The sequence below is a fragment of the Micromonospora sp. LOL_013 genome (genome assembly GCF_048060315.1).
Lineage (GTDB): Bacteria > Actinomycetota > Actinomycetes > Mycobacteriales > Micromonosporaceae > Micromonospora_E.
Genome location: NZ_JBHMIQ010000002.1, coordinates 144,535 through 166,827 on the forward strand (window position 1 = coordinate 144,535; position 22,293 = coordinate 166,827).

General features: G+C 72.0%; 20 protein-coding genes. 8 read left to right on the forward strand and 12 right to left on the reverse strand.

Annotation, left to right across the window (positions count from 1 at the left end; all coding sequences use genetic code 11):
• The first annotated feature begins 105 nt into the window (after nt 1–105).
• Nucleotides 106–1,233 (forward strand): glycine cleavage system aminomethyltransferase GcvT, encoded by a 1,128-nt coding sequence (gene gcvT / locus ACFHWS_RS02510; protein ID WP_416551492.1) that lies wholly within the window; start codon nt 106–108, stop codon nt 1,231–1,233.
• Between the two features lie 48 nt (nt 1,234–1,281).
• Here the strand turns inward: gcvT and ACFHWS_RS02515 are convergent, their stop codons facing one another.
• The 3 genes from ACFHWS_RS02515 to ACFHWS_RS02525 form a co-directional block, all read right to left on the reverse strand.
• Complete coding sequence (locus tag ACFHWS_RS02515) at nt 1,282–2,586, reverse strand: DUF2314 domain-containing protein (protein WP_416551494.1); 1,305 nt, start codon at nt 2,584–2,586, stop codon at nt 1,282–1,284.
• A 135-nt stretch (nt 2,587–2,721) separates the two neighbouring features.
• Nucleotides 2,722–3,519, reverse strand: coding sequence for an adenosylcobinamide-GDP ribazoletransferase (locus tag ACFHWS_RS02520; protein WP_416551496.1), 798 nt, complete (start codon nt 3,517–3,519; stop codon nt 2,722–2,724).
• Complete coding sequence (locus ACFHWS_RS02525) at nt 3,516–5,219, reverse strand: bifunctional adenosylcobinamide kinase/adenosylcobinamide-phosphate guanylyltransferase (protein WP_416567548.1); 1,704 nt, start codon at nt 5,217–5,219, stop codon at nt 3,516–3,518. The genes ACFHWS_RS02520 and ACFHWS_RS02525 overlap by 4 nt, the downstream gene beginning before the upstream one ends.
• Nucleotides 5,220–5,386: 167 nt before the next feature.
• Between ACFHWS_RS02525 and ACFHWS_RS02530 the strand changes: the two genes are divergently transcribed.
• Together ACFHWS_RS02530 and ACFHWS_RS02535 are read left to right on the forward strand one after the other, a co-directional pair.
• Nucleotides 5,387–5,587: a hypothetical protein gene (locus tag ACFHWS_RS02530; RefSeq protein WP_416551500.1), complete on the forward strand. Its 201-nt coding sequence runs from the start codon at nt 5,387–5,389 to the stop codon at nt 5,585–5,587.
• Between the two features lie 10 nt (nt 5,588–5,597).
• The gene (locus ACFHWS_RS02535) at nt 5,598–6,389 is read left to right on the forward strand and encodes a site-2 protease family protein (RefSeq protein ID WP_416551502.1); all 792 of its coding nucleotides are present in this window, start codon (nt 5,598–5,600) and stop codon (nt 6,387–6,389) included.
• A 106-nt stretch (nt 6,390–6,495) separates the two neighbouring features.
• Here the strand turns inward: ACFHWS_RS02535 and ACFHWS_RS02540 are convergent, their stop codons facing one another.
• The 5 genes from ACFHWS_RS02540 to nadA all read right to left on the reverse strand — a co-directional run bounded on the left by ACFHWS_RS02540 (nt 6,496) and on the right by nadA (nt 14,677).
• Nucleotides 6,496–7,494, reverse strand: a complete 999-nt coding sequence (locus ACFHWS_RS02540) for an aldo/keto reductase family protein (protein WP_416551504.1) — start codon at nt 7,492–7,494, stop codon at nt 6,496–6,498.
• A gap of 125 nt (nt 7,495–7,619) precedes the next feature.
• On the reverse strand, nt 7,620–10,718 hold the full coding sequence (locus tag ACFHWS_RS02545; RefSeq protein ID WP_416567549.1) for a WG repeat-containing protein: 3,099 nt from the start codon (nt 10,716–10,718) through the stop codon (nt 7,620–7,622).
• A 298-nt stretch (nt 10,719–11,016) separates the two neighbouring features.
• Complete coding sequence (locus tag ACFHWS_RS02550; protein ID WP_416551508.1) at nt 11,017–11,634, reverse strand: DUF3043 domain-containing protein; 618 nt, start codon at nt 11,632–11,634, stop codon at nt 11,017–11,019.
• Between the two features lie 184 nt (nt 11,635–11,818).
• Nucleotides 11,819–13,243 carry a UDP-N-acetylglucosamine 1-carboxyvinyltransferase gene (gene murA, locus ACFHWS_RS02555; protein WP_416551803.1) on the reverse strand — a complete coding sequence of 475 codons (1,425 nt, stop codon included), beginning with the start codon at nt 13,241–13,243 and terminating at the stop codon, nt 11,819–11,821.
• A gap of 264 nt (nt 13,244–13,507) precedes the next feature.
• The gene (gene nadA, locus ACFHWS_RS02560) at nt 13,508–14,677 is read right to left on the reverse strand and encodes a quinolinate synthase NadA (protein ID WP_416551510.1); all 1,170 of its coding nucleotides are present in this window, start codon (nt 14,675–14,677) and stop codon (nt 13,508–13,510) included.
• 69 nt (nt 14,678–14,746) lie between these two features.
• Here nadA and ACFHWS_RS02565 point away from each other — a divergent pair, with 69 nt between their 5' ends.
• The 3 genes from ACFHWS_RS02565 to ACFHWS_RS02575 all read left to right on the forward strand — a co-directional run bounded on the left by ACFHWS_RS02565 (nt 14,747) and on the right by ACFHWS_RS02575 (nt 17,614).
• Nucleotides 14,747–15,913 (forward strand): glycerate kinase, encoded by a 1,167-nt coding sequence (locus ACFHWS_RS02565; RefSeq protein ID WP_416567550.1) that lies wholly within the window; start codon nt 14,747–14,749, stop codon nt 15,911–15,913.
• A gap of 181 nt (nt 15,914–16,094) precedes the next feature.
• Nucleotides 16,095–16,463 carry an iron-sulfur cluster insertion protein ErpA gene (gene erpA / locus ACFHWS_RS02570; protein ID WP_278170370.1) on the forward strand — a complete coding sequence of 123 codons (369 nt, stop codon included), beginning with the start codon at nt 16,095–16,097 and terminating at the stop codon, nt 16,461–16,463.
• A gap of 173 nt (nt 16,464–16,636) precedes the next feature.
• The gene (locus ACFHWS_RS02575) at nt 16,637–17,614 is read left to right on the forward strand and encodes a carbohydrate kinase family protein (RefSeq protein ID WP_416551514.1); all 978 of its coding nucleotides are present in this window, start codon (nt 16,637–16,639) and stop codon (nt 17,612–17,614) included.
• Nucleotides 17,615–17,667: 53 nt separating this feature from the next.
• Here the strand turns inward: ACFHWS_RS02575 and ACFHWS_RS02580 are convergent, their stop codons facing one another.
• A complete protein-coding gene (locus ACFHWS_RS02580; protein ID WP_416551516.1) occupies nt 17,668–18,519 on the reverse strand; it encodes a helix-turn-helix domain-containing protein in 852 nt (283 codons plus the stop codon).
• A gap of 127 nt (nt 18,520–18,646) precedes the next feature.
• Between ACFHWS_RS02580 and ACFHWS_RS02585 the strand changes: the two genes are divergently transcribed.
• Entirely contained in the window at nt 18,647–18,916 is a 270-nt protein-coding gene (locus ACFHWS_RS02585) for a hypothetical protein (protein ID WP_416551517.1), read from the forward strand.
• Nucleotides 18,917–18,926: 10 nt separating this feature from the next.
• Here ACFHWS_RS02585 and ACFHWS_RS02590 read toward each other — a convergent pair whose 3' ends face one another.
• The 3 genes from ACFHWS_RS02590 to ACFHWS_RS02600 all read right to left on the reverse strand — a co-directional run bounded on the left by ACFHWS_RS02590 (nt 18,927) and on the right by ACFHWS_RS02600 (nt 21,153).
• A complete protein-coding gene (locus ACFHWS_RS02590; RefSeq protein ID WP_416551519.1) occupies nt 18,927–19,541 on the reverse strand; it encodes a class I SAM-dependent methyltransferase in 615 nt (204 codons plus the stop codon).
• 173 nt (nt 19,542–19,714) lie between these two features.
• Nucleotides 19,715–19,939 (reverse strand): sulfurtransferase TusA family protein, encoded by a 225-nt coding sequence (locus ACFHWS_RS02595; protein WP_416551804.1) that lies wholly within the window; start codon nt 19,937–19,939, stop codon nt 19,715–19,717.
• A 38-nt stretch (nt 19,940–19,977) separates the two neighbouring features.
• Nucleotides 19,978–21,153: a cysteine desulfurase family protein gene (locus ACFHWS_RS02600; RefSeq protein WP_416567569.1), complete on the reverse strand. Its 1,176-nt coding sequence runs from the start codon at nt 21,151–21,153 to the stop codon at nt 19,978–19,980.
• 293 nt (nt 21,154–21,446) lie between these two features.
• On the opposite strand from ACFHWS_RS02600, the gene coxB reads away from it, so the two are divergent.
• On the forward strand, nt 21,447–22,286 hold the full coding sequence (gene coxB / locus ACFHWS_RS02605) for a cytochrome c oxidase subunit II (RefSeq protein WP_416551806.1): 840 nt from the start codon (nt 21,447–21,449) through the stop codon (nt 22,284–22,286).
• The last annotated feature ends 7 nt before the right edge of the window (nt 22,287–22,293 follow it).

A 22,293-nucleotide genomic window follows, 5' to 3' on the forward strand; every position in this document is an offset into this window, starting at 1 on the left:
TTGTGGGCGACCGGCGGGTTGGTCTCCGGCGCAACTTGCTCCGCCGGACGGGGTGGTGCCCCGCCGATGCTAGCCACCTGCGGGTCCGCCGGTAAGTTGCCTCCCATGACCGAGGTGACCATGACCGGGGACGGCGCGCCGCGCAAATCCCCACTGCACGACCGGCACGTCGCGCTCGGCGCGAAGTTCGCGGCCTTCGGCGGCTGGCAGATGCCGCTGGAGTACGCCGGCGGCGGCGTACTGCGTGAGCACGAGTCGGTGCGTGACACCGTCGGCGTGTTCGACGTGTCGCACCTCGGCAAGGCCCGGGTCACCGGACCCGGCGCGGCGGCGTTCGTCAACTCCTGTCTCAGCAACGACCTGGACCGCATCACCGCCGGCTCGGCCCAGTACACGCTCTGCTGCGACGACGCCACCGGCGGCGTCGTCGACGACATCATCGCCTACCGGTACGCCGACGACCACGTGTTCCTGGTGCCCAACGCGGCCAACACCGGCGAGGTGGTCGGCCGGCTGCGGGCGGCGGCGCCGGGCGGGGTCACGGTGACCGACGAGCACACCGGGCACGCCGTACTGGCGGTGCAGGGACCTGCCTCGGCCGGACTGCTCGCCGGGCTGGGGCTGCCCACCGGGCATCCGTACATGAGCTTCGCCGCCGGTCGGCTGGCCGGCACCGACCTGGTCGTCTGCCGGACCGGGTACACCGGCGAGCACGGCTACGAACTGGTGGTGCCGGCCGAGGCGGCGGGCCGGGTGTGGGACCTGCTGCTGGCCGCCGAGACACCGGTCGCCGCGCGGGCCTGCGGGCTGGGCGCGCGGGACACGCTGCGTACCGAGATGGGGTATGCGCTGCACGGTCAGGACCTTACGGTGGCGGTCACCCCGGTGCAGGCCCGGCTCGGTTGGGCGGTTGGCTGGCGCAAACCGGACTTCTGGGGTCGGACCGTACTGCTGGCGGAGAAGGCGGCCGGGCCGGCCCGGCTGCTGCGCGGTCTGCAGGCCGTACAGCGGGCCATCCCGCGACCCGGCATGGCGGTGCTGCTCGACGGAGCGCAGGTCGGTGCGGTGACCAGCGGTACGTTCTCGCCGACCCGCAAGACAGGCGTCGGCCTGGCTCTGCTGGACACCGCCGCAGTGCCGACCGAAGGTGTCGAGGTGCAGGTCGACGTGCGCGGCCGGCGCGCGCCGATGCGGGTGGTGACCCCGCCGTTCGTGCCGTCATCGGTGCGTTGACTGCCAGCTGCGCTGCCTGCGTCCCGGCTCAGCGCCCGGCCGGGCCGTTCACCGCCCGATCGGGCCCCGGTCGCCCTGATCGAGCACCGACTCGGTCCAACCACCCTCCACCATCCGGTCCCCGCTGATCAGCGCCCAGTCGACCACGTCCGCGGCGTGCACCTCGACCGGGCTGCCGACCCGTACGGTCGGGTCGCAGACCGCGTCGACCGTGCTGGCCGCGTGAATCCGGCCGGGATGCGGCCAGCCGGTGACGCTGGCCCACACGTACTCGTGGCCGTCCGGCGCGGTGAGACCGTACTTGACCAGCAGTTGACCGCCGAGCGTGCGGGCGAGGAACCGGGCCCGGACCTCGCCCAGCGACCGGCGGGCGGTGGTGATCGCCTGCGCCATCGCGTCGCTCTGTCGAGCGTAGTGGATCTCCGGCTGCCCGGCGCCGAAGAGCTCGCCGCAGACCTGGGTGAAATAGTCCCCGGCGTCGCTGTCGGCCACCTGCGGCGGCGGACGGAGGGTGAGGAAGGAGTCGGCCTCCGGATCGGTCGACGGGTCCAGCACGATCCGCAGGAGCGCAGAACCCGCCGAATCGTGCCGGTCCTGGTTGCCGTACGCGACGGCGATGTCGTGGCCGGACACCGGCAGGTTCACCGGCAGCTGGACGAAGGCCGGCGGCTCCGGTTCAGCCAACGCCTCGGTCCAGATCCGCAGCAGCCGTCGGGCGGTCCCGGTCATGATCGCCCCCCAGGCCCGGACGAATCTCGGCGGCACCTGCTGCGCCTGCAGCTCCAGCAGCCCGAACCGACGTAGCCCTTTCGTGGTGAACCAGAGCCCGTCGTCGTCGGGGGAGTAGGGCACCAGGACCCAGTCGACCAGGCGGATCCGTCCGTCGGCGTCGGGCAGCGACCGCAACGCGCCGGCCGGGTCGAGGAACTGCAGCCCGAACAGGTCGATCAGGTCGACGCCGAGCGCGTCGGCCAGCGCCGCGCCGACCGCCCGCGCGGCCCACTCGTGCGCCGGCGGCCAACCCGGCCGGTAGCTGGCCTGCACCACCACGCAACGCTGCGCGGTGCGCAGCCGGGCCAGCTGGCCGCCGGTGGCCCCGAACGCGGCCAACAGGTCCGGCGGCAGCTCCGGCAGCCGGTCGACCGGGCGGGTCTGCACGGTCATCAGCGGGCTGCCGAGCACCTGCCGGGTCAGGTCACGTACCGGCCGGGACAGCCGGTCACCGAGCCGGTCCACCGCGTCCAGCGCATCCGGTACGGCCACGTCCGGCGGTACCACCGGGACCAGGTAGGTGGCGACCAGCGACTCCGGCACCGGAACCGGCAGCAGCAGGTCGTCCGAACTCGCGGCCATCAGGTTGTCCCCCCGGGTCGTACGTGGCTGGCGAGGTGAACGCTACCGCGCACCGGACCCGTGGCGGCCGAGGTTGCCGATCGCCATGGCCCGCGGCCGGCGCACGGTCGGCGCCGCCGCTCACCGGCCACCGGGTTACCGCACGGTCACCAGGCCGAGGTAGACGGCGGTGCTGGTGAACTCGACGCCGGCACCCAGCACGTCGCCGGTGATCCCGCCGAACCGGCGTACCAGATGGCGCAGCCAGATCAGCCACAGCAGCACCGCGCCCAGCACGACCAGCGGCCCCTGCCAGGGGCGGTCGGGTACGGCGGCGACCGCCACGGCGGCGACCAGGACCGTGCCGGCCGCCACCGCCGGCCACCGCTGGGTGCCGGCCACCAGCGCGCCGAGCCCGTCCGGTCGGGCGGCCGGCACGGCCTGGCGGCAGGCCCAGGTGACCGCGAGCCGGCCTGCCGCGACTGCGGCGGCGACCGTCGCCAGGACCGCCGGCCACGACCGGCCGGCCGGTAGCGACCCGAGCGACGCCGTCTGCGCCAGCAGTACGACGACCAGGGCAACCACGCCGAACGGACCGACGTCCGGCCGGCGCATCACCGCCAGTGCGCCGTCAGCGGGCCGGTGTGAGCCGAGCGCGTCGACGGTGTCGGCCAGCCCATCCAGGTGCAGTCCCCGGGTCGACGCTGCGGCCAGGCCCGTCACGAGCGCTGCGGCGACCAGCGCGGGGGTGCCGGCGGCCGAGAGCGCGAGCAGGGCCATTGCGAGGAGCACGCCCAGCCCGAGGCCGACCACCGGGGCGACCGACATCGCCACGGCCGCCGCCGCCCGGTGCACCGCGCCGGGCCGCAGCGGAAACACGGTGAAGGTGGTGACGGCGAGCCGGACGCCGGCGGAGACGGTGTGCACCGCACCGGTGGGCCGCGCGCCGGTCACCGCACCGGGTCGGCAGCGGCCGGACCGGGGCCGGCCGGCCCCGGTCCGGCGAACGTCGGGTGCTCGTCGAGCGTGTCGGCCAGGGCGAGCGCCGAACGCAGCAGCGGCAACGCGGCCAGCGCGGTGGCGCCCTCACCCAGGTCGAGCCGCAGGTCCAGCAGCGGGGTCAGGCCGAGTACGTCCGCCGCGTGCCGCACAGTCGGCTGCCGACCATGGTCGGGCAGCAGGCACCAGTGCCGGGCCTGGCCGGCGAGATCCCGGCTGACCAGCGCGGCGGCCACCCCGACCGGACCGTCCAACAGCACCGGGATCCGGTTGGTGGTCGCACCGAGCAGCACCCCGGTGGCCACCGCGATCTCCCCGCCGGCGTACTCGGCCAGTACCTCCCGGGCACCACGGGTGCCGCGCCGAGTGCGTTGCAGCGCGTCACGTACCGCAGCGCACCGTGACATCCACGCGTCGTCGTCGACCTTTCCGCCCGCCGCCGGCACCCGGCCGAGCAGCGCCGCCGGCTCCGCGCCGGTGGTCGCCGCGACGACCGCGGCCGCTGCGGCGGCACCGCCCGCGCCGCAGGCGGCGATGACGATCGCCGCCACGCCGGCCCGGCCGGCCCGCTGCGCCATCTCCCACCCGGTCGCCAACGCGCTGTCCACCTCGTCGGGGGTCAGCGCCGATCGGTGTTCGATCGGGGCGGCGACGGGAGCGGCGACGACGTCGACGACCGCACCGGCGGTGGCGGCCAGCCGCGCCAGGGCCCCGTGGCCGGCGCGGGCCTGGTCGGCCCGGCGCGCCGAGTCCTGCGGGCTGTCGCCGGCGGCGACTCCACCTTCGTGGTCGCCGTGGATCAGCACCACCTGGACCGGGTCCCACGGTCGCGGGCTGGCCGCGTCCTGCGTACCGGCGGCGAACCCGATGACATTCTCGAGCGCACCGAACCCGGCGCCGGGCAGGTCCAGCCGGCCCAGCCGGGCGACGCCGGCGGCCCGGGTCCTCTCTGCCGGCATCGGCAGGGTCATCCCGGGGGTGATCTGCGCCGCCGTGCCGGAACCATCGGCCGCCGCCAGCTCCGGGCCGGCCTGCTCAGGCTGCTCCGGGCCGCTCGCCAGCCTGGCCTGCTCGGTCGGCTCCGGCCTGGCCTGCTCGGTTGCGGCCAGCCCGGTCGACTTCAGCTGCACCGGCTGTCCGGCCACGACCAGCACCACCGCGTCGGCCACCTCGGCCAACAGTTGGTTGGTCAGGCCGAGCGCATCCGCGAACGCCCGGCCGACCGGTGTGGACGGCACCAGCGCCAGCCCCACCTCCGGGCTGACCAGCACCAACCGGGCCGGACAGGACCGCACCGCGGCGGCGAGCTCAGCGATGGCGCCCCGGTCATCGGCCGGTTGCCGAGCCGGATCGAGCAGCGCGGCGACCCAGCCGCCCACGTCGTCGACGAGCAGCGTCTCCTCCGCACGGGCCGATGAGATCGCTTCGATCAGCCGGCCCGGATCCCCGGTGGCCTCGTCGGTGTGCCAGTCGGTCGGCCGGCGTGCCCGGTGCTCCTCGATCCGGGCGAGCCACTCGGCGTCGGACGGATCCGCCGCTCCCGTCGCCACGTAACGCACCACCGGATTCCCGGTGACCAGGGACTCGGCGTAGTCGGACTTGCCGGACCGGATCCCACCGAGCACGAGAATGGACTGCCACCCGCCAACGGACATGCCCGTACCTTACGGCGGGCGCGGCCGGCCGTGACCTGCCGGGGCGGTGCCGGCGGTGCTCCGGTGCGGTGGGATGTCACCGGTCGCGGCTAGGCTTGGGGGCATCCATCGCCGAGGGTTGAAGCGCACTGGGTTGAAGCGCACTGGAAGCTAACGGGAGCAGCGATATGCCATGGAGTTGGCGGTACGTGGACGCGGAAGGTCAGCCCGCGCAGGGGCCGACCGAGACGTTCGGCACCCAGGCCGACGCCGAGTCCTGGATCGGCCAGACCTGGCGGGAGTTGGCCGCAGCGGGCGTCGCCTCGGTCGAGCTGCTGGAAGACGGCCGCACCGAGTACCAGATGAGTCTGCTGCCGGCAGGCAAGTGAGATGCGGCCGGTGCCGTCCGACGGGCCGTCGGGTGGCCCGCTGGCCGGTCGGCCGGCGACGAGCTGGCGGCCCAGCCCGGTCTTCCTCGTCCTGGTCGCCCTGGTGGCCGGCAGCGGCGCACTCGCCTGGTCAAGTGAGCGGTACGCCCGGTTGGCCGTCTTCGTGCTGGTGGTCAGCGGCTGGCTGGTCTCGCTCTGCCTGCACGAGTACGCGCACGCGCTGGTCGCCTACCGGTTCGGTGACCGCAGCGTGGCGCACCGGGGCTACCTGACCCTGAACCCGTTCAGGTACACCCATCCGCTGCTGTCCGTCGCGCTGCCGGTGCTGGTGGTCCTGCTCGGCGGGATCGGCCTGCCCGGCGGCGCGGTCTGGGTGGACCGGCACCGCATTCCGGGCCGGGTCCGGCACACCCTGGTCAGCCTCGCCGGCCCGGCGGTCAACGTGTCCCTCGCGGTGGTGCTCGCGGTGCCGTTCCTCGTCGGCGTGGATCCGGGTGCCCGACAGGAGTTCTGGGCAGGGATCGCCCTGCTGGGCTTTCTGCAGTTGACCGCCAGTGTGCTCAACCTGCTGCCGGTCCCCGGACTGGACGGCGGCAACATGATCCAACCGTGGCTGCCGCCGGCCTGGCAGCGCGGTTACCAGGTGCTCGCGCCGTTCGGCTTCATCGGCCTGTTCGCGTTGCTGTGGGACGACCAGATCGGTGGCGCGTTCTTCCAGGCCGTTTTCCGGCTCGGCGACCTGCTCGGGCTGCCCGCCCCGCTCTACAGCTACGGTCTGGCGCTGATCCGGTTCTGGTCTTGAGGGCTGCCTGGTCCGGCGGCGGGGTACCCGTGCCGGGCCGAACGCGTCGGCCAGTGTGTCATGCCGCTGCGGTGTGCCGCAGCGGCATGACCTGGCACGGTGCCGGCTACGGCCGACTGGCCGGGCTGACGGTCCGACCCGGGTCCCGCTCGACGATCGGCTCCAGGATCTCGTCGATGGCCTTCATCACACCGCCGTCCAGCTGGACCCCGCTGGCCTTGACGTTGTCGCGCACCTGCTCGGGCCGGGTGGCACCGATGATGGCCGACGACACGTTGGGGTTCTGCAGCACCCAGGCGAGGGCCAGCTGGGCCATCGACAGGCCGGCCTGCTCGGCCAGCGGCTTGAGCTGCGCCACGGTGCTCAGCGTCTGGTCGGTCATGAACCGTGCGATGAACGTCGCACCCCCGGACTGGTCGGTGGCCCGCGAGCCGGCCGGCGGTGGCTGACCAGGCTGGTACTTGCCGGTGAGCACACCCTGACCCAGCGGCGAGAAGACGATCTGCCCGACGCCGAGTTCCTCGCTGGCCGGGATCACCTCGGCCTCGATGACCCGCCACAGCATCGAGTACTGCGGCTGGTTGGACACCAGCGGGATCTTCAGCTCACGGGCCAGAGCGTGGCCCTGACGGATCTGTGCGGCGTTCCACTCGGAGACCCCGATGTAGTGGGCCTTGCCGGAATGCACGATGTCGGCGAAAGCCTCCATCGTCTCCTCCAGCGGAGTGGCGTAGTCGAACCGGTGTGCCTGGTAGAGGTCGACGTAGTCGGTCTGCAGCCGGCGCAGCGAGCCGTTGATCGACTCCATAATGTGCTTGCGGGACAATCCCCGGTCGTTGCGTCCCTCGCCGGTCGGCCAGAAGACCTTGGTCAGGATCTCCAGCCCTTCCCGGCGTTCGCCACGCAGCGCTCGGCCGAGCACCTCCTCGGCTCGAGTGCCGGCGTACGTGTCGGCGGTGTCGAAGGTGGTGATGCCGACGTCCAGCGCGGCGCGTACGCAGGCGTTGGCTGCCTCTTCCTCCACCTGCGATCCGTGGGTGATCCAGTTTCCGTAGGAGATCTCGCTGACGAGCATGCCGGAGCGGCCTAGGTGTCGGAATTCCATGCCTCAACCCTAGTCGGCCGTCGGCCCGCCGGGGCGTTCGGCATAAGCTTGCGTACAGCGGTAAATCGATCTCGCGACGGTGCCAACGGACCGGTTGTCCGGTACGGGCACCGAGTACCGCGGCGTCACAGCAGCGGTTTGGTGTCGGCCAGCAGCCGGTCGATTTCGTCCATCACGTCCGCGCGACTGGGCAGCACCGGGTCGATCAGCGGTTCCCCGCGCCGGTCCAACGCCCCCCAGTGTCCGTCGGGGGCCGCGACCAGGAACGCCACCGGATGGATCGCCATCGCCGGATGCACCGGTGGTACGACCATCCGTCCGGACCGGTCGACCACGCCCTTGCGCCCACCCGAGTCGATGATCGCCAGACCCTCGTCGGTGAAGCCGTCGATGTAGCGGCCGTCGGTGAGCGCGGTCGGGAAGCCGCCGAACCGGGGCGGGAGCAGCATCCGGCCGGTCTTGTCGACCGCGCCCCAGCCGCCGCGCCGGACCACCGCGACGCCGCGCCGGAACGGGCGTACGTCCTCGAAGCCGGTCCCGATCACCACGGTGTTGTTCCGGTCGATGGCGATCCAGCTGCCGGTGCCGTCGGCGGTGACCCAGGCGAGGCCGTCGGAGAACGAGCCGACCCCGATGTAGCCGGCGGTTGGTGCGATCACCGTCGTCCCCGACTCGTCGATCAGCTCCCACCATTTGGCCTCCGGCCGGCGGACCCAGGCCACCCCCTCGTGGAACGGCTGGACGTCGGCGTAGCCGGGAGCGATCACCAGTTCACCGTCGACCCCCGCGTACCCCCATTGCTGGGCCTGGTCGCTGAAGGTCGGTCGCGGCGGACGGTGCAGCCGCAGAATCTCCTCCCGGTCCCGGGGGTACGGCCCCCAACCGTTCTCGGCGACCTTGGCGAACACCGCGTCCAGCGCCAGCTCGGTACGCGCGATCAGGTCCGGATCCTCGACCTTACGCAGCTCCAGCGCACGTTCGAAGTGGTTGCACGCCTCCATGTAGCGGCCCTGGTCGTAGCAGGACCGACCGGCGTGTTCATGCATCGTCGCCCGCAGCCGGTCCGGTAGTTCGGCCGAGTTGGCCTCCTCGAACAACCGGTCCGCCTCGGAGAAGTCACCCCGCCACTGCAGCACGTGCGCCAGCCGCGCCTGGGCGATCGCGACCCGGCGTAGTTCCCCGGTCGCCTCGGCGTGCGCTAGCGCCAGTTTGGCGTCGGCAAGTGCCTTGCCGAGGTCGCCGAGGATGCGGGAGACGACCGCCCGCAGGCTCAACAGCCGGGCCCGGGTGGCGTTGTCAGTCGCCGGCTCGATCTTCTCGGTGAGCCGGTCCCGGATGGCCCGGAACTCGTCGGGATTGTCCACCAGCTCACGTAGCGTCTCGTGGTGGAAACGCCAGTGGTACGCCGACAGCATCTGTTCGGGATCGCTGAGCTGAGGCTCGGTGTCGTCCGGTGCGGTCTCGGGATCCTGCGCCGGGTCGGGTTCGTCGGTTGGCAGGTCCGGCTGCACGAGCGGGGCCAGCATGGTGGGTGCGCCGAGCGCCGTGGCCGAGCCGGCGGCGGTCCCGGTGACCGGTAGGACAGTGTCCGGACTGGCCGGCGGCCCGGCTGGGCCGGAGTCGGACCCGCCATCGTTGTCGTCCGGGGCGGTACCGATCGGATCGTCGGTGAGTCCGGCAGCCGGGTCAATATCGAGTTGGTCGGGCAGCGGGGACGGTTCGCCGACGCCGACGCCGACGCTGTCTGCGGCAGCGGCGGCAGCGGAGGTCTCCGCAGCGGGCGCTGGATCCGGCCGGACCGACGCGGCGGCTGGTGGCGCCGGGACGTCCGACTGGACCGGGGCCTCGGCCGGAACTGGGGCCTCGGCCGGAACTGGGGCCTCGGCCGGGACCGGCGCCTCCGACGGGACCGGACCGGACGGTGCGGCGGTGGGGGAGACCGGCCTCGGCGGCTCAGCCACGGGTACCGCCGGGGAGACCTGCACTGGTCGCGGCGGTGCTGGCTGGTCCGGCTGCGGCCGCACGATGTACGGCGGCGGGGCGTGCCGCGGCTCGGCCTTGGCCCGCACCACGTACTCCGGTTCGGCGGCATCCCCCCCTCGGGGGACCCGCCGGATCTGCGGGTGCTCGCCGGTCGGCGTCTGTACCCGGAACTCCGGGGGCGGCCCGGCCGGGGCGGAGACCGGAATCGGCAGTTGCTCGCCGGTCTGACCCGGAACCGGTCGGTGGATCCGGCCGCCGGGGCCGGCCCCTGCCGTGGGTATCCGACCCGGCGGTGGCGGGACCGCGCCGGAGATCGGACGACCCCGGGGCGCTGTCGGACGGGACGGGGCTACCGGATCGGCTGGTCGGGGCGGTGCCGTCTGTGCCGTCGGTGGTGGCGGTGCGGGTGCCGTCGGTGGTGGCGCATGCCAGCGCTGCGGTGCGCGACGCGGGTCGGTGCCCGGGGGCTGCTGTCCGTCCCGGCGAGGGCCGTCCGGTGGGCCTGCCAGGTGGTGCGGATCCCGCCGGGACGTCGGACCGTCCGGCCGCGCCGGCGGCCGTTGATCCCGAGGCTGCGGCCGGTCCCGGTCGAACGGCTCAGCCGGCTGCCATTGCGGCCGGTCCCGATCGGCGGGCGGACCACCACGGCGCCGCTCCGGTGGGTAGGGGCGTTCGTGGCCGACATCGTCCGGATGCCGGCGGCGTTGGTGGAACACGTCGTCGGGATGCTGCCGACGGCCGGTCCCGTCGGTGTGGGACGGCTGTTGCTGGTCGCCCTCGGCGAACCAGCCGGCGGCCCCGGCGGCTTCCGGCGTAGGTTCGTTCGGGCGTGGTGTCTCGCGGCGACCGTCCCGCCGGGCCCGGTCGGCGTCAATCTGCGGCCTGCGGGCCGGGGGCTGGTTTGTCCGGTCGCCGACAGGTGCCCGCCCGGATCCGGAACCGGCCTGGTATACGTTGGCTCGCCCACGGCTGACACCGCGGCTGGTCGGCTCCCGTCGGGCCGACCGACCCGCACCGTTGTCGCCGGGGTAGCGCTGACCCGGCAGTGGCACCCATTCGTTGGTCGGATCGGTGGCCCAGGCCGGTTCCTGCGGCCGGTGGTCCCGCGCCCGGCGCATCGCTTCCCACCGGTCGTCGTCGTCCCAGCCGACGTCGCGATGTCCGTCGGCCGAACGGTCCGGTGCGCCGTCGTCCTCCCACTGCCAGGATTGCCAACGGCGGTCGAAGTACCCCTCAGTCACGCCGGCACCTCGCCGGGGGTGTCGTTACGGGCGGCCCGCCGGGCAGGCGAGAACCGTGTCAGCGGTCCGTGTGGCTCGCTCACGGCGTGTCACCTCGTCGAATACTCGCTGAGCGACCGTGGCAACCCGATCGGGTCCCCCCGGCCCAGTGGCGGCGTGGTTGCGGATGGAGGGTAGCCGCGCGGGCTCGGTCGACGCCACCGAACCGCCCGTACTGAATCGAAACAGTGTCTTTTCCGCCCCGCCGAGGTGCTCCGGCTCTCGGGTGCCGTAGCCCGCCAAGCCCCTGCCGGGCAGGTCAGATTTTGTCGCCGAGCTCCACCCGGGGGATCGGGGTGCGCATCCGGCGGAACGTCATCGCGCGCATGATGGCGTAGAAGTACAGGCCGCCCATCCGCTGGTCCGACTTGGGGAACCGCTCCCGCACCAGTTTGCGGATCCGGCGGGAGATCAACAAAGAGTCGACGACCACCAGCACCGCCAAGGTCACCCAGAGCAGGTTCGACGCCAACTGCACCGCTGGTGGCATCGTCGGGCCGGACCCGATCAGCACGAGCAGCGCGCCACCGAAGAACCAGGTGCCGACCGTACGCCGGGAATCCACCACGTCGCGGGCGAGCCCGCGCTCCGGGGCACGGTCGCGTGGCCCGCCCTCGCGGCGAAACTCCTCCGAAATCGCCGCCCGGCGGGCCCGCCGCTGCTCGCGGGCCTCCTGCTTGGTCAGCGGCTTGGCGTTCGCCGCCGGTCGGCGGCCGGCGGCCGGCCGCTTCGGGGTGACCACACCGAGTTCCTTCTTGCTCGGCGTGTACCGGCGGGCACGGACGGACCCGGCCTCGTCCTGCGACGGGGGAACATCGTCCTCCGGCAGGTCGGCTTCCACGACATCGGCGGACTTGCGGCGAAACAGCGACGGCACGCGTGAAGGGTAGCCAACCAGGTGCGTCACCCGCACCTCGCACCCGGTCGTCGTTCGCCGGACGGCGAACGAGGGCACCGGACGCCCCGGCCCGGCCCGGCCCGGCCCGCGAGAGCACGAACCGGGCACGGGTACGTCAAATCCGGGCGCGGACGCGTCGGGTCAGCGACTGGACGCGTCCGGATCAGGGGCGTTCCACGTGGGCGCCGAGGTCGGCCAGCTTGGCCTCGAAGTCCTCGTACCCGCGGTTGATCAGATCGACGCCGTACACCCGGGAAGTGCCCTCGGCGGCGAGCGCCGCGATCAGGTGGCTGAACCCGGCCCGCAGGTCCGGGATGACCAGGTCGGCGGCGTGCAGCTTGCTGGGCCCGGCGATCACCGCCGAGTGCTTGAAGTTGCGCCGGCCGAACCGGCACGGCGTACCGCCCAGGCACTCCCGGTAGACCTGAATCGTCGCGCCCATCGTGTTGAGCGCCTCGGTGTAGCCCAGCCGCTGCTCGTACACCGTCTCGTGGACGATCGACAGCCCACGGGCCTGGGTCAATGCGACGACCAGCGGCTGCTGCCAGTCGGTCATGAAGCCCGGGTGCACGTCGGTCTCCAGGGCCACCGCGCGCAGTTCGTTGCCCGGGTGCCAGAAGCGGATGCCGCCCTCCTGGCCGGCGCTGCCGACACGCGGTGGGCGGGCGTCGGTGACCTGGTACGCGCCGCCGACCGACCGGAACACGTTCAGGAAGGTCATCATGTCGGCCTGCTGCGCGCCGAGCACGTTGACGTCGCCGCCGGTGGCGAGCGCCGCCGCCGCCCAGCTGGCCGCCTCGATCCGGTCCGGGATCGGCCGGTGCGAGTAGCCGCCGAGCTGGGGAACGCCGTGGATCTCGATCACCCGGTCGGTGTGCACCTTGATGATCGCGCCCATCTTCTGCATGACGCAGATCAGGTCGACGATCTCCGGCTCGACCGCGGCGTTGCGCAGCTCGGTCACCCCGTCGGCGAGTACGGCGGTCAGCAGCACCTGCTCGGTGGCGCCTACGCTCGGGTACGGCAGCTCGAACTTGGTGCCGTGCAGACCGTTGGGCGCGGTCAGGTGCAGCCCTTGCGGGGTCTTCTCGACGACCGCGCCGAACTCGCGCAGCGCCTGCATGTGGAAGTCGATCGGCCGGGGACCGATGTGGCAACCGCCGAGGTCCGGGATGAACGCGTGGCCGAGCCGGTGCAGCAGCGGGCCGCAGAACAGGATCGGGATCCGGCTGGACCCCGCGTGCACGTTGATCTGGTCGAACGAGGCGCTTTCCACATTGGACGGATCGAGTACCAGTTCGCCGTCCTCGACGCCGTCGCTGACCTTGACCCCGTGCAGTTCGAGCAGGCCTCGGACGATCTCGACGTCGCGGATCCGCGGTACGTCGTACAACCTGCTCGGCTCGTCACCGAGCAGGGCGGCCACCATCGCCTTGGAGACGAGATTTTTGGCACCTCGGACCCGGATCTGCCCGTGCAGGGGAGTGCCGCCGTGCACGATCAGGACGTCGTCGGTCAAGGAAACCTCCAGCGCGTCGATGCTGCCGTCTTGTGGGGTGGAGCTGGCCCGGCGAGATGGGATGAACATGTCCCGGCCGGCGGTGGGTGAAACCGGACGACCCACGTACGGAGCCGGCGGTCGGTGGACCTCGGGTGACATCCGGTTACCGGCTGTCACCGGGGAGCATCGAAGATCCGCGCTGCCCGTTCGTCGCCTGAGGCAGCATAGCGCTCCGTGATGAAAGTGGGATCCCGCAGCGGCTGCGATTGGCACGAATTCGGGAACGACGGCACGTATACGTAGGACTTAGACTACGTTGAGTGATCTGGCGGTGTGGCGTCAGCTATCCGATCAGGGCAGTGCCAGCATCTGGTCCAACGCGACCCGGGCGAAATGCGCCGTACGCGCCTCGACCGTGATCTGGTTCGGAACCCGGCCGGCGGTCAGTTCCTCCAACGCCCACACCAGGTGCGGCAGGTCGATCCGGTTCATCGTCGAGCAGTAGCAGACCGTCCGGTCCAGGAACATGACCTGCTTGTCCGGGTGGGCCAGCGCCAACCGGCGGACCAGGTTCAGCTCCGTGCCGACCGCCCACGCCGATCCGGCCGGGGCGGCCTCGATGGTCCGGATGATGTACTCCGTCGAGCCGATCTGGTCGGCGGCGGTGACCACCTCGTAGCGGCACTCCGGGTGGACCAGCACGTTGACCCCGGGCACCCGCATCCGTACCTCGTCGACGCTGCTGCGGGTGAACCGACCGTGCACTGAACAGTGTCCCCGCCAGAGCACCATCTTCGCCTCGCGCAGCTGCTGCGCGGTCAGCCCACCACCGGATTTGTGCGGGTCGTAGAGCACACAGTCGTCGGCGTCCAGCCCCATCTCCAGCACCGCCGTGTTGCGACCCAGATGCTGGTCCGGCAGGAACAGCACCCGCTGGCCGCGCTCGAACGCCCAGGTCAACGCCCGCTTGGCGTTCGACGACGTGCAGACCACCCCGCCGTTACGGCCGACGAAGCCCTTGATGTCCGCCGACGAGTTCATGTACGTCACCGGCACCGTCGAGTCGGCCGCGCCCGCGTCGGCCAGCGCCTCCCAGGCGGTCTCCACCTGGCCGAGGGCCGCCATGTCCGCCATCGAACAGCCGGCGGCCAGATCCGGCAGCACCACCCGCTGCGCGTCGCCGGTCAGGATGTCGGCGCTCTCCGCCATGAAGTGCACACCGCAGAAGACGATGAACTCGGCCGACGGCCGTGCGGCGGCCTCCCGGGCCAGCTTGAACGAGTCGCCGGTGACGTCGGCGAACTGGATGACCTCGTCGCGCTGGTAGTGGTGACCGAGCACGAAGACCCGGTCGCCGAGCGCCGCCTTGGCGGCGGTGGCCCGGGCGACCAGGTCCGGATCGCTGGGTGCCGGGAGCTCACCCGGGCAGTCGACGCCGCGCTCGCTGGCCGGGTCGCTGCCCCGGCCGAGCAGCAACAGAGCGGTCGCGGTGCTGGAAGGCTCAACCCACGTCGAAGTCACGAGATCCATGCTCGCACAGGTCCGCCCGCCTGCGACCAGCCCAAGTGTGGCCTGCCACACTGCCAGATCATGCGGGTCCTGATCTGTCCGGACAAGTTCGCCGGCACCCTGACCGCCGCCGAGGTGGCCGCCGCCGTCGCCACCGGGTGGCGGGACCGGGCACCCACCGACGAGCTGGTGCTGCGCCCGTTGTCCGACGGCGGTCCGGGGTTCGTCGAGGTGCTGGCCGAGTCGACCGCCGGCCGGCGGGTCCCGGTACCGACGGTCGACCCACTCGGCCGACCGGTACCGGGGGAGATCCTGCTGGTCGACGGCCCGGGGGCCGGGGGGACCGCGACCGCCGGACCGACCGCGTACGTGGAGAGCGCCCGGGCGTGCGGCCTGCACCTGCTCACCGAGGCCGAACGTGACCCGAAACACACCACCTCGTACGGCCTGGGACTGCTGCTGGTCGCGGCGGTCGAACACGGTGCCCGCCGGGTGGTCGTCGGGCTCGGCGGGTCGGCCACCAACGACGCCGGAGCCGGCATGCTCACCGCGCTGGGGGTCACCCCGCTCGACGCCGCCGGCTACGCCCTGCCGTACGGCGGCGCGGCCCTCGCCGGGGTCGACCGCCTCGACGGCGCACCCCGGCTGCGCGGGGTCGAGCTGGTCGCCGCGACCGACGTCGACAACCCGCTGACCGGGCTGCACGGGGCCAGCAACGTGTACGGGCCGCAGAAGGGCGCCGACCGGGCCGACGTACTGCTGCTCGACGCCGCGCTGCAGCGGTTCGCCGTCGTCCTGGTCGCGGACCTGCCCGGCTGCCCGCCGGAGCTGGCCGCGCTGCCCGGGGCCGGCGCCGCCGGAGGCATCGGCGCCGCGCTGCTCGCCCTCGGCGGGCGGTGCGAGTCGGGCATCGACCTGGTCACCGCGTTGATCGGGCTGCCCGCCGCGCTGGACGCCGCCGACCTGGTGATCACCGGTGAAGGGTCGTTCGACCACCAGTCGCTGCGCGGCAAGGTGGTCGCCGGGGTGGCCGGCGCGGCCCGGGACCGGGGACTGCCCTGCGTGGTGGTCGCCGGCCAGGTGTCCACCGGCCGGCGGGAGTCGGCCGCGGCCGGGGTCACCGAGGCGTACGCCCTGGTCGACCACTTCGGCGGCGAGACCGGCGGTGGGCTGGCGCAGGCGCTGGCCCGGCCGGCGGACGGGCTGCGTGGGATCGCCGCCCGGCTGGCCGGCCAATGGAGCCGCTGACGGCGTGCCGGTGGCCGGGGGACGGCGAGTTTCCGGTGATCTTCCGCTGATGATCTTCCGGATGCTGGGATGCGCGGCGGATCACGTACGGATTGTGGCCACCCGGATTGGGAATCGTCGCCCGGCCGGTTAGCGTTACCTGATACGGACGAATTCGCACCGTCGCAGGGGAGACCTTCACGTGAGCACATCAGCGCAGTCCGAAACGGCCGAGACCGCCGCCTCGACCACCGTCGTCCTCACCGACGTGGCGGCCGAAAAGGTCAAGGCACTGCTCGACCAGGAAGGCCGCGACGACCTGCGGCTGCGGGTCGCCGTCCAGCCCGGCGGCTGCTCCGGCCTGCGGTACCAGCTGTTCTTCGACGAGCGGTCGCTCGACGGGGACATCGTCGACGACTTCGGCGGCGTCGAGGTCGTGGTGGACCGGATGAGCGCCCCGTACCTGACCGGCGCGAAGATCGACTTTGCGGACCGGATCGACGCTCAGGGTTTCACCATCGACAACCCGAACGCGCAGAACTCCTGCGCCTGCGGCGACTCCTTCCACTGATCCGACCGGTCCGTTTCGGTGCCGTCCGGGGCAGACGTCAGTCCGGCCCTGGGCGGCAGTCGGTCAGTTGTGCGCTGAACGTGCATAGCTGAGACAGGTGCGGGGTACGGTGGCCCCCGTCCCGGTAAGCTGGCCCGCGCACGATTTCCGTACCCCGACACCCGAGGGCCGACATGAAGATCGCCGTCACCGGCTCGATCGCCACCGACCATCTGATGCACTTTCCCGGCCGGTTCGCGGGTCAGCTCATCGCGGACCAGCTGGACAAGGTGTCCCTGTCGTTCCTCGTCGACGACCTGGTCGTCCGCCGGGGCGGGGTGGCGGCGAACATCGCCTTCGGGATGGCCCAGCTCGGTCTGCGTCCGGTGCTGCTCGGCGCGGTCGGCGCCGACTTCGCCGACTACCGTTCCTGGCTGGAACGCCACGGCGTCGACTGCGACTCGGTGCATGTCAGCGAGTTGGCGCACACGGCTCGCTTCGTCTGCACCACCGACGACGACCTGTGCCAGATCGCGTCGTTCTACGCCGGTGCGATGAGCGAGGCCCGCAACATCGAGTTGGCGCCGGTCGCCGCCCGGGTGGGTGGCCTCGAACTGGTGCTGGTCAGCGCCAACGACCCCGAGGCGATGCTGCGTCACTCGGCCGAGTGCCGCGACCGGGGCTACCGGTTCGCCGCCGACCCGTCCCAGCAGCTGGCCCGGATGAGCGGCGAGGACGTCCGCCAGCTCATCGACGGTGCGGAGTACCTGCTGACCAACGAGTACGAGCGGTCGCTGCTGGAGAGCAAGGTCGGCCTCACCGGCGACCAGGTGCTCAACCTGGTGACGGTACGGGTCACCACGCTCGGTGCCGACGGGGTGGAGATCACCGGCCGGGGCATCGAGCGGATCCACGTACCGGTGGCCCGTGACGTGGTCGCGGACGACCCGACCGGTGTCGGCGACGGCTTCCGTGCCGGCTTCTTCGCCGCCCTCGGCTGGGGCCTCGGCCTGGAACGCGCCGCGCAGGTCGGCTGCCTGCTCGCCGCGCTGGTGCTGGAGACCACCGGGCCGCAGGAGTACGCCGTCAAGCCGGACATCTTCCTCAAGCGGCTCGCCGACTCGTACGGCGACGCCGCCGCCGACGACGTCCGCGCCCACCTGCCGGCCTGACTCGGCCGGCCCGCTGATCTTCGGTCCTGGGCAAGCTCACGTTGATCGGGGGCCTACCGGGTCAGCTCCGCTTGTAGGTGGTTGAGGGTCTCAGCCGGCGGGAGCGCGAGCTCGCGAAGGTTGTCGGCGACCCACTGGTACGTGCGGACCCGATCGAGGTCATGTACGAATATGGCGTCGTCGAGAAGCTCCGTGTATGCCACCGGCCGGATGCCGTGACCGAACTCGAGTAGTGCGAACTGCCCAATGGCGCTGGCCTGATGCGGGCCGTCCTCGGGCCGCAGCAACTGCACGGTGACTTGTCCGCCGCGAGCCACGTTTATCAGATGCTCCAGCTGCGCCTGGCGGATCGACGGTTCGCCCACGGGTGTGCGGATGGCAGCTTCGCCGATCACGGTCTGGAAGGTCAGATCATGCCGGGCAGCCAGCCTGCTTGCCCGCACTTGCCGGAACTCGGCGAACGACTGTGCCTGATCGGGCCGGTAGAAGCGGTTTGCCGAGGTCAGTGCTTGAGCGTAGTCGCGGGACTGGAGCAGCCCGGGCACCACCATCGGCTCGAACGTGAAGAGCCGCTCGGCCATGTCGAGCAACCCTACGTACGTCCGGAGGAAGCCCGGAATCAGGTCCGCCCAGCGACTCAGCCAGGACTTGGCGTCCGCGCGTGCAGCGGCCAGTGTCACCAGTTGCTGGACGGTCGCCGCCGGGACTCCGCAGGCCTGCAGGACAACTTGAACGTCGTCTGGCGCTTGGTGGTAGCGACCGGATTCCATGTGCCCGAGCTTCGGCTTGCCGATCCCGGTCGTCGTGGCGAGCTCGCTCAGGCTGAGCTGCGCCGCTCGCCGGTGCCGACTCAGTTCCACGCCGAGCAGCCAACGTAGCGCAAGTGGATCCACCTGAGTGCCCATCACCGTCTCCCGATTCTTGTACCCAGAGAAGTCTAGCCGAGCGCATCCGTAGCCGCTAACCTATACGTATCCATAAACGTTCGAGGGGGCTGCTATGGAGCTCGACGAGGTAGGACGTCAGTCGGAGATGCCTGAGCGTGTCCGGCAGATGATGACAGAGCAGGCGTCCGAGCAGGTGCCGGCGCGCTTCGCCATCTGTGCGGAGACCGAGGCCGGCGAGGACGGTGGAGTGCTCGGCTGGGGGCTGGCGTTCGACGACGAAGCCGTGGTCGTACCGACCAACGGCGGTCTGCCCAACCCGTTCAGCGGCATCAAGGCAGCGCTGCGGATGTACGGGATGGTCCACCCCGTACAGCTGGTGTGGGTCGACCCGCCCGACGGTCGCCAGCTGACCTGAACCGCGTGAGTCAGGCCGGCCGCAGCACCGCGACCAGGAAACCGGAGTCGTCGCGGTACGGGCGCAGGTCCCAGGTCGCCAGCAGCAGATCCTCGACCAGATCGGCGGCCTGCAGGTCGGCCAGGAAGTCGGTGACCGGATAGCCCCGGTCGGTGCCGAACCCGACTACGATCCTGCCACCGTCGCGCAGGTGCAGCCGCATCCGGCGCAGCACCTCCTGACGGGTGTCCGGAGCCAGGAACGTCATGACGTTGCCGGCGCTGACGATCGCGTCGAAGCCGTCGGTGATGCCCTGCGCGGGCAGGTCCAACTCGGCCAGATCGCCGACCAGCCACCGCGGGCCCGGGTGGTCCTGCCGGGCGGCGTCGATCAGCACTGGGTCCAGGTCGACGCCGACGACGTCGTGACCGGCGGCGGCCAGCGCCGCGCCGACCCGGCCTGGACCGCAGCCGGCGTCCAGCACTCGCGCCGTACGGGGCAGCATCGCGTCGACCAGCCGGGCCTCACCGTCGAGGTCGGCCCCGTCGCGGGCCAGCGACCGGAACCGGTCGACGTACCACTGTGAGTGCCCAGGGTTGGACTCCAGTAGCTTGCTCCACCCGTTCTGCGCGCTCACACCCGCCATCCTCGCACGCACCTCTTCGACCCGAGCATGACGTCCGTTACCTGTAGCGTGCGCGGGCGGCCGACCCTCTGGACACGCCGATGTGAGGCTGAGATACCTAACCTGCGCGTCGTAAGGTATCTCAGCCTCACATCGGTGGTGCTGCTGATCCACTAGCAGTTCGGCGAGAGGCTTCAGTGGGTGCGGCGGACGTCGAAGGCGGGAGAGCCGGCGACAGTCGACGCGGCGACGAACTCCTGGCCCCGGATCCGGCACCAGGCCGGGATGTCCAGGGCGGCCGCCGGATCGTCGGCCAGCACCCGGACCACCGACCCGACCGGCAGCTGTGGCAGCCGCCGGGCCAGCGCGATCACCGGCAGCGGGCAACGCCGACCGAGGCAGTCGAGAGTCTCCGCCACCTCGTCGTCAGGGGGCTGCGCCACCGCGTCGTCGTCGGTCACAGGCCGACCACTCCGGCCTCGGCCCGCAGGTCGGCCACCACCTGCGGCAGCTCGGCCAGGAACCGGTTCACCTCCGCGTCGGTGGTGTCCCGGTGCAGCGACACCCGGACGTTGCCGTGCGACAGCACCCCCATCGCCTCCAGCACGTGTGACGGGCGCAGCGTGGACGACGTACATGACGAGCCGGAGGAGACGGCGAAGCCGCGCCGGTCCAGCGCGTGCAGCAGCGCCTCGCCGTCGACGTACAGGCAGGAGAAGGTGACCAGGTGCGGCAGCCGGTCGGTCGGGTCGCCGACCACCTCCACGTCCGGCACGGTCGCCGCCACCGTCGCGCGGATCCGGTCCACCAGTGCCGACAGCCGGGCGGCCTGCGTGTCCGCCTCGGCGGCCGCCGCGCGCAGCGCCGCCGCCGACGCGACCACCGCCGGCAGGTTCACCGCTCCGGGCGTGCGGCCGAATTCCCGATCGTCGGTTGGGTAGGGCGACTCCCACCGGGTGCCCTTGCGGACCGCCAGCACCCCGACGCCCGGCAGCCCGCCCCACTTGTGGGCGCTGGCCGTCAGCACCGACCAGCCGTCCGGCACCGGCACCCGGCCGACCGACTGGGCGGCGTCGACGTACAGCGGCACCTCGTGCGCGGCGCACACCCGGGCCGCCTCGGCGACCGGTTGGACGGTACCCACCTCGTGGCTGGCACTGATCAGTGCGGCGAACGCCACACCCGGCCGGGCCACCGCCGCCGACCAGGCGGCCATATCGAGCCGGCCGAGCCGGTTCACCGGCACCGACACCGACTCGCCGCCGTCGGCGGTGTGCCGCTGCCCGGCGTGCAGCACCGCCGAATGCTCGATCGCCGAGTGCACCAGGGTGCGCCCGACCCGACGCCGCCCGGCGAGACCGCCGAGGACGGCGGCGTGCGCGGCGACCGTACCGCTGGGTGTGAAGGAGATCTCGTCGGTGCGAACCCGCAGCAGGTCGGCGGTGACCTCCCGGGCCGCGTCGAGGAGCTGACCGGCCCGGCGGGCCCGGGTGTACAGCTTGGCCGGGTCGGCCCAGCCGTCGGTCAACGCCGCCGACAGCGCCTCCCGGGCAACCGGGTGCAGCGGTGCGGCGGTCGCGGCGTCGAGATAGTCCACAGCCGTCGACGGTACCGGCCGTGGGCTGGCCCGCAGGTGGTCGTGGCGGGTGACAAACCAGACCCCACGCCGATGGTGACCCGTCGGGTCGAGTAATCTGCGACCGTCGGTGACGCCTTTGATCGCCGATGTCGTCACGCGTGGCCAGGTCGATCCGGCTGCCACAGGTGGCATCGGTGGCACCGCGAGGGAGGCAGGACCAGGTGGTCGCAAGCGATTCAGCAGGGCAGCCGTCGGCCGACGGCCGGCAGCCGACGCACGCATGGCGCGCGCCCGGCCGGCGACAGCTCCGGTTCCGGGCCGCTGGGCTCGGTCTCGGCGGCGCGGCACTGCTCACCCTGCTCACTGGCTGCGACGTCGGGGAGGCGTTCGGCGGCTTCGGCTGGCCGCAGGGCATCACCCCGCAGGCCCACCGGATGTACGACCTGTGGATCGCCTCGGTGATCGCGGCGCTCGCGGTCGGCGTCTTTGTCTGGGGCCTGATCTTCTGGTGCATCATCCGGTACCGCAAGCGCGGCGACCAGCTGCCGGTGCAGACCCGGTTCAACATGCCGATGGAGTTCCTCTACACCATCGCGCCGATTCTGGTCGTGTCGGTCCTGTTCTACTACACGGCCGTCGTGCAGACCGACGTCGACCGGCTCAGTGAGGACCCGGACGTCACCGTCGAGGTCGTCGCGTTCAAGTGGAACTGGCAGTTCAACTACCGCGACGGGGTCGGTGAAGACGCCAACACGGTGGCGTCGACGGTCGGTTCCTCCGACCTCATCCCGGTGCTGGTGGTCCCGTCGGAGCGGACCATCCGGTTCGAGGAGACCAGTACCGACGTCATCCACTCGTTCTGGGTGCCGGAGCTGCTGTTCAAGCGGGACGTCTTCCCGGGCAGCATCCGTAACCAGTTCGAGGTGACCGTCGAACAGAACGGTGCCTACGTCGGCCGGTGCGCCGAGCTGTGTGGCACGTACCACTCGATGATGAACTTCGAGATGCGGGTGGTCGACCCGGAGCAGTACGACCAGTTCATCGCGGCCAAGCAGGCCGGTAGCTCGACGCCGGACGCGTTGGCCGCGATCGGGGAGGAGCCGTACGCGGTGACCACCTTCCCGTTCGACACCAAGCGTGACGCGCAGAACTTCGGGAACGCGAGCGCCCAGGGCGCGGGAAGCTGAGGGCCGG